The sequence below is a fragment of the Verrucomicrobiota bacterium genome, from assembly GCA_016871535.1.
Lineage (GTDB): Bacteria > Verrucomicrobiota > Verrucomicrobiia > Limisphaerales > SIBE01 > VHCZ01.
This window is the reverse complement of record VHCZ01000303.1, coordinates 1-7,076: the sequence shown is the minus strand read 5'-3', so window position 1 is coordinate 7,076 and position 7,076 is coordinate 1. Positions and strand designations below refer to the sequence as shown.

The 7,076-nt window shown below is 58.6% G+C and carries 4 protein-coding genes and 1 pseudogene; 4 read left to right on the top strand and 1 reads right to left on the bottom strand.

What is annotated here, in order from left to right; genetic code table 11:
* Window positions 1-140 precede the first annotated feature (140 nt).
* The gene (locus FJ398_24475; GenBank protein MBM3841050.1) at window positions 141-575 is read left to right on the top strand and encodes a hypothetical protein; all 435 of its coding nucleotides are present in this window, start codon (window positions 141-143) and stop codon (window positions 573-575) included.
* On the opposite strand, the gene FJ398_24470 is transcribed toward FJ398_24475, so the two are convergent.
* Window positions 556-1,143 carry an HNH endonuclease gene (locus FJ398_24470; GenBank protein MBM3841049.1) on the bottom strand — a complete coding sequence of 196 codons (588 nt, stop codon included), beginning with the start codon at window positions 1,141-1,143 and terminating at the stop codon, window positions 556-558. The two genes, FJ398_24475 and FJ398_24470, sit on opposite strands and share 20 nt — an antisense overlap.
* Before the next feature lie 316 nt (window positions 1,144-1,459).
* On the opposite strand from FJ398_24470, the gene FJ398_24465 reads away from it, so the two are divergent.
* From FJ398_24465 to FJ398_24455, 3 genes and pseudogenes are all read left to right on the top strand, one after another.
* Entirely contained in the window at window positions 1,460-5,152 is a 3,693-nt protein-coding gene (locus FJ398_24465; GenBank protein ID MBM3841048.1) for a hypothetical protein, read from the top strand.
* A 558-nt stretch (window positions 5,153-5,710) separates the two neighbouring features.
* Window positions 5,711-6,439: a DUF1559 domain-containing protein gene (locus tag FJ398_24460; GenBank protein ID MBM3841047.1), complete on the top strand. Its 729-nt coding sequence runs from the start codon at window positions 5,711-5,713 to the stop codon at window positions 6,437-6,439.
* A 105-nt stretch (window positions 6,440-6,544) separates the two neighbouring features.
* A pseudogene (locus tag FJ398_24455) lies at window positions 6,545-6,811 on the top strand (hypothetical protein).
* The last annotated feature ends 265 nt before the right edge of the window (window positions 6,812-7,076 follow it).

Genomic DNA, 7,076 nt, shown 5'->3' with positions numbered 1-7,076 from the left:
TTTTGCCTGGGGCTGCGTTGCTCCTCGGTCACAGCCCCACTGGCGGGGGATGCTCGCTCGTCGCGCCTTGCCCCAGGCCAAATTGGGCGCAACGAACGTGAGCGTATTTACGAAACGGACCACTAAGTTGGGCGTGGACACTGACGTCCGCAGAAAGCAGCGGTCCGAGGCAAACCGCACCGGCTCGCAGCAAACCGAACCCCTTAGTCCGGAAAAAGCAGTTCAACCACAGAGAGCGCAAAGTCCGATGGGCAATTGCCCGTCGGTCACCAGGTAACTGGCTTGAAGCACCGGTGAAACATTCAGCCGGGACCGAACTCCGATTGGCGTTGCACGTGGAAAAGGAAGTCCTGTCGATCATGGTCTCAGACAATGGACGCGGCATGAGCGCGACAACTCATGCTCGTCCCGGCGGCGGCTACGGATTGATCAACATGCGAGAACGGCTGGCCAATCTCGGCGGGTTGTGCGAAATCAGCGGCCAGGCAGGTCAGGGAACTTCGGTCAAACTCACGATCCCCTTGGAAAGAGGTTCCCTCCATCGGACGGGATATCCTAAAAGCACCAAGCCGTGACCGCCCATCCAGCCATTTCGCTTTGCCGTTGCTCAATGCTCTGGGGTTCCCAATCTTCGACGTCAAGACGCTTTGTCATCAGGAATTGGCTCCGCCGATAGACCACACTCTTCTCGCCGATTGGCCGCTGGGCCACGTCACGATTCTCAGACGGGGTGAGAAGGGTAACGTTCCCAAGCCGATGCACGTACCGCTGATGTAGGTCCGGATCGAAAGCTTCCTCCCAGTCGGGAGTGAGGTTCTCGGGCAGTATATGCTCGATGGTGACATTGCGTGAATCATCCGAGATGGCTGAATTTCCCAACTGCTGTTCCAGCCGACAGAGGATATGACGAACGAGCCGCTTGCCTCGGCCAGACGCCGGGAGAATCTTGCGAGCAAAAATGTCACGAAACTCACCGTCCGATAGAGCCACAGGCTTCAAAGCGATTCGGACTTGTTGAACTGAGGTGACCCTGCCTTCGTGAATGTCGGCTGCAAGCTCGTTGTAAACACTCTCCAAATCACCGGGGTTCTTATCACCGATAATGTTGCCTCTGAAACGGTGGGACTCGGAATCGCCTCCCATTTCCTACCAGGTCAGAAAACGAGGCATAAGTAGGGACGTTGCTTCTTGTGAATGGCATATGTTCCGCTTGGAGATTTCTTAGCTTACTCGCGCCCAAGCGTAAAGCTTCTTGGCTGCCTTTTGATTCACAGCTCTCGATGAAAAGCACGGCTGGCTCCTATCCCAAGCTGCGCAAAACTCCTTCGTTTCGTCTGTTTCTTGGTTCTAAATGTTTCTAACACTACAGCGACAGATCACCGTCGTTAACGGAGAGGTTACGGCGCCACCTGTGATTTCCTTTCATTGCGAGCCAATTTGTGGTAGGTGAAGAATCACCATGAACACGCGCCGACGTTCCCGGTTACGCAGCTCGTTTTGGAGCTGGATGATTGTCCTGGCTGCAATTCCCGGCCGAACCCAAGCCGCCGAGCCTTCCTCAGCCAAAGACTACGCCGCCGTCGAAACTCTCCTCGCGGCGCATTGCCTCGACTGCCACGCGGCTCCTGATCCGGAAGCCAAACTGCTCATGGAAACGCACGCTGATTTGATGAAAGGCGGTGAAAGCGGTCCTGTCATCCTGCCCGGAAAGAGTTCCGAGAGCCTCCTCGTGAGAATGATCGAAGGCGCCTTCGAGAAGGACGGCAAAAAGAAAATCATGCCGCCGGGGAAACGGAAGAAACTGGAAGTCTCCGAGATTGCTTTGATCAAAGCCTGGATCGATGCCGGCGCCCTTGGCCCGGTGGGCGGCCAGTCCCTGGTGCGCGAACTCCGCGTGCCGAAAATCACGCCGACCATGCCGCCGCGCCGTTCCATCAACGCGCTGGCGTACGCGCCGAGTTCCAAACTCATCGCCGTCGGACGCTACGGCGAAGTGGAACTGATTTCGGCAGAGCATCGCGGCGTGGTGCGAAAGCTGGCGGGCCACCGCGGCAGCGTCAATGCGCTTGTGTTCTCCAGCGATGGCAAGCGATTGTTCGCAGCCGCCGGAGAACCCGCGCTGTTCGGCGAGGTCAGGCACTGGAACGTCTCCGACGGAACACTGCAACAAACGATCGAGGGTCATCGCGACGCGCTCTATTCGCTGGCACTTTCTCCAGATGCAAAAACTCTCGCCACCGGAAGTTACGATCAAAAGATCAAGCTCTGGGAAGTCGAATCCGGCAAAGAACTCCGGACCCTGTCTGGCCACAACGGCGCGATCTTCGACCTCTCGTTCCGGAAGGATGGCAAAATCCTCGCCAGCGCCAGCGCGGACCGCACGGTGAAACTCTGGGACGTGGCGACCGGCGAACGCCGTGACACGCTTTCACAGTCGTTAAAGGAACTGCACACCGTCGCTTTCAGCCCGGACGGCAAACGCCTGGCCGCCGCCGGCGTCGATAACCGCATCCGCGTTTGGGAAATCAGCGAAACCGCCGCGGAAACGACAAACCCGCTGCTCGAATCCCGCTTTGCCCACGAAGGCGCGATTCTCAAAATCGTCTTTGCCTCCGACGGCCAATCGCTGGCTTCATCGGCCGACGACCGAACCGTCAAGATCTGGAACGCCGCCGACGTGACGGAAAAGCGCCTGCTCGAAACGCAGCCCGATTGGGCTTCCGCGCTGGTCTTCGCCCTCGACAGCAAAGCGCTTGCGGCCGGGCGGCTCGACGGAACGCTGCAAATCTACGACGCCTCAACCGGCAATGTGCTCCCTCCACCGAAGCCGCAGTTGGCGCGAGCCGAACCACGAGGCATTCAACGCGGAGTGGCGACGAAGATCAAGTTGACCGGCGCGAACCTGGTTGGGCTTCGGGAACTCAAATTCGGCAATCCGAAATTGTCGGGTCGGATCATCGAGGCCGAGGGACAAAAGCCGACCGAAATCTGGGCGGTGATCACGGCTTCGGCTGACCTCAAGCGCGGCGCGCACGAATTCTCCGTGGCCGGCGACGCGGGGGAGAGCGGCAAGATTCAACTGCACGTGGACGATCTGCCGCAAGTTGTTGTAGGCGAACCGGCGCAAGCCCAGTCTCTAAAGCCTCTGAAACTGCCCGTGTCCATTTGGGGCGCCCACGAAAAACCGGGCGACACCGACGAGATTCATTTTGAAGCCCGGGCCGGCCAGCGGATCGTTTTCGATGTCGCCGCCAAGAGGCTTGGTTCGAAGGCGGATCCGGTTCTGACTCTCTTTGACGAATCGGGAAAAGCTCTGGCCACAAACAGCGGATCCGACGGGAGCAACGAGCCGCTGCTGGTTTACACAGCGACGGCCGGCGGCCGCTACGCCGTTCGCGTCAGCGAATTGGTGCTGGGCGCGTCAGCCGATCACTTCTATCGCCTGTCCATCGGCGAGTTTCCGTACGTCGTCGCTTGCTATCCCTTAAGTGTGCCGGCGGAGGCCGAGACCGAGGTGGAGTTGATCGGCCACAATCTTCCACCGGAATGCAAAACCAAAATCAAAACCGGTAAACCCGGCGAAATGGCGTTGCCGTTGGATTCCGACAAATTCAGGTCCCGGCGCGAATTCAAGTTGCTGGTCAGCGACGGACGGGAATTTGCGGAGGCAGAGCCCAACGATCGCCCGCAGAACGCGACCAGGATCCAAGCGCCCGCCTCGGTTGCCGGGCGCATCTGGAGCCAGGCGTCTCCCAGATCCTCGCAATTCGGATCTGGCGATTTCGCCGGCGGGCGTTCAGATGCCGATCTGTTCCGATTCGAGTCCAAGGCTGGCCAGCGCTGGATTATCGAAACGGCCGCCGCGCAATGCGGGTCGCCAGTGGATACCAAAATCGAAGTTCTCCACGCCGATGGCCGGCCCGTTGAGCGTTTGGTCCTGCAAGCGGTTCGAAACTCGGCGGTGACGTTTCGGGGCATCGATTCCAACTCAACCGACTGCCGGGTGGAGAACTGGGAGGAAATGGAACTCAACCAATATCTCTACCTGCAAGGCGAAGTCGTGAAACTGTTCCGCGCGCCGCAGGGGCCGGATTCGGGTTTCCTTTTCTACACGTCCGCCGGGAAACGCCGGAATTATTTCGACACCAGCGCCACCGCGCACGCCAACGAAGAACCCTGCTACATCGTCGAGCCGCATCCGCCCGGCGCGAAGCTTATCGCCAACGGTCTCCCGGTCTTCCCGCTGTATTACAGCAACGACGACGACGGCGAACGGAAGCTGGGGGCGGATTCCAAACTCTATTTCGCGGCGCCCGCGGACGGAGCTTATTTGATCCGTGTCACAGACACCCGCGGTTTTGACGGAGAACGCCTGGTCTATCGATTGGTCATGCGCGAACCCCGCCCGGACTTCAAAGTTTCCCTCAACGGAACCAACCCCACGATCAACGCCGGCAGCGGGCAAGCCTTCAGCGTGAGCGTGGAGCGGCTCGACGGATTTGACGGCGAAGTGCGCTGCGAGATCAGTCACGTGCCGCGCGGCTTTCAGGTTTCGACTCCGCTCGTGATCGAAGCCGGCCACAGCGAGGCCAGGGGCACAATCAATGCGGCCCTGGACGCGCCAGAGCCGAGCGAAGCAGATTCCACCAATGTCGTCGTGAAGGCGGCGGCGATCGTCAACGGCCAGACCGTGACCAAAGCCGTCGGCCACTTCGGACGCTTCAAGCTCGGCGGAAAGCCCAAGCTTTGGGTTCACCTCGAACCTGATCCCGGCGCGAAGGCAACCCGGAACGAATCCACCGCCGGGACGCGACCGAACCCAATGATTGCGTCGAAGGCACTGGAGATCACGATTGCTCCTGGGCAAACCGTGCCTGCGTTGCTCAAGATCAAGCGCAACGGCCACGAGGATCTTGTCACGTTCACCGTGGATAATCTTCCGCACGGAGTGATCGTGGATAACATTGGATTGAACGGAGTGCTGATCCCCAAGGATCAAAACGAACGCCAAATCTTCCTCACGGCGGCGAAGTGGGTGCCTGAGACGGATCGCCTGTGTTACGCGATCGAGAATCAGGCTGGCCGACAGACGTCCCTCCCCGTCCTGCTGCGAGTCCGGAAAGCCGCCAGCCAGGTCGCGGCTGCGAAGTAACTCTCACACGCCAGGGTCTTGGAGTGCGCCGACCCCCATGCTCCGGACCGCGGCCTTTAGGCCGCTTCAACGCCCGTCTGCGCAGAGTGCGCGCAAGCAGCCTGAAGGCTGCGGTCCGCGCGGTTTTCGGTTCATGGGCCGTAGGCATGTCCCGGTGGATCAAGCCGTGCTTGTGCAAATGGCCCAGCGCTGAAGTCAGCGTCAGGCTCAGGCGCAGGCAGTCGTCGGCCGGCAGACGGCCGCGGTTGTGCAGTTCTTTGGCCAGGGTTTTCGGAATGTATTTATCGGGATTGGCGATTTCCGATTGGCGATTGTAATCCCTGGTTGCTTTGGGTGCGGCCTGGCTGCTCTGTGCCTTCTGCGCTCTCTGTGGCTAATCGCCTGCCGTTTTAGGTTCAAACGCCACGGCGCCACATGCCCTGCTGATCCTGATTATCCGCTTTTCTTGAAAGATGGCCTGGCCCCGAGCGAATTCAGGAGAAAGAAGCTCTCGAGGTGAGGATTGAAGATTGAAGAGCACGCGCGGCAGAATCGGCCTCGGCATTCTTCCCCATCCGCATGGGAGCAGCAAACTTCAAATACCGTCATGAAACGACGAACAAGCCTTCGATCATTGCAGCCTTGTCTCACTCAGGGCAGCAAGCCTTATCTCGGTTCCGGTCGGGCGGATCCTTGAGTGCCGGGTGCGAGGAAGCCCCTCTGTGGAGAGGCAATTCCGCATTTACCCTCGTGGAGTTGCTGGTGGTGATGGCGATCACGATGCTCTTGACCTTGGTGCTTCTTCCGGCGCTTATCCGCGCGAAAGAATCGGCCCGGCGAGCCCGATGTTTCTCAAACGAAAGACAGCTCTTTCTGGCGTGGACGATGTATTCGGATGACACCGGAAGGATCGCGGGCAACGGAACCGTTCGAGACGGCGGAGATGAGATCAGGCCGATGTGGATCCAGGGTTACCTCAATCACCACGTGAGTTTTCAAGACGGAACGAATGCGGCGCTTCTCGTAGATGCTCGCTTCGCTCAATTCTCATCCTACATCAGCGACATCAAAATCTACAAATGCCCCTCCGACCGAGGCGTGGTTATTGATGTCAACCGCGGAACGAAGACCACCAAACTTCGCAGTTACGCGATGAACTGTTACCTGGGCTGGATCGAGGGCATCGGCTGGAAACCCAAGGGGCCAATCTTTCAAAAGGAACAACGCGGACCTCGCGTGGCTCAGGACACATTCGAGCGGCGAGTGAGGAGTAAGCCAAAGCTCCTTGATGGAGATCAAAGGTTGTAAAGCGGTTGCTGGACAAGATTGTTGAAAGAACTCCACGGCATCCACCGAACTCAGGAGAAAAGCCTATGAACAGCTATTTCGAACCTCAAACAGAAAGGCACAGCTATGAAACTTGAAATTACCTGGAAGCGAGCCGTTCGAGTCTGGTGGTCGTATTTCTGGCGCAATCTCATTGCCACCTTCCTTGCGTTCCTCGCAGGCATGGCGGTCGGAGCCATCGTCGGGCCGGTCATGCGCGCCCTGGGGCTTTCCGTTCTGGGCGCCCAGCTTGTGGTCGCGCCGCTTGGACTCATGATTGGTTTGGTTGCTTCGGTCGTACCGTTGAAGATGATTCTCGGAAAAGATTTCGGAGAGTTCCACCTCGTTCTCTTGGGAAAGGAGCCGCCTGTTGCTGCTCCCGACTCAACACTCCTGAAAAAACCAGGAGCCTATTCGTTGATCGGGATCAAAGGATGTCCTGAGCACCCACGACAAGATTCATGAAAGAACCCCACGTCGTCCGGCGAACTTAGTGGTCCATTTCATAAATACGCTCACGTTCGCGGCAAGGGATTTTTCGGCCAGACGAGGCGCGAGCGACGAGCATATCCCGAAGTGGATCTGTAAGGAGCAAGCAACGAAGTCTGGCGAAAAAGAA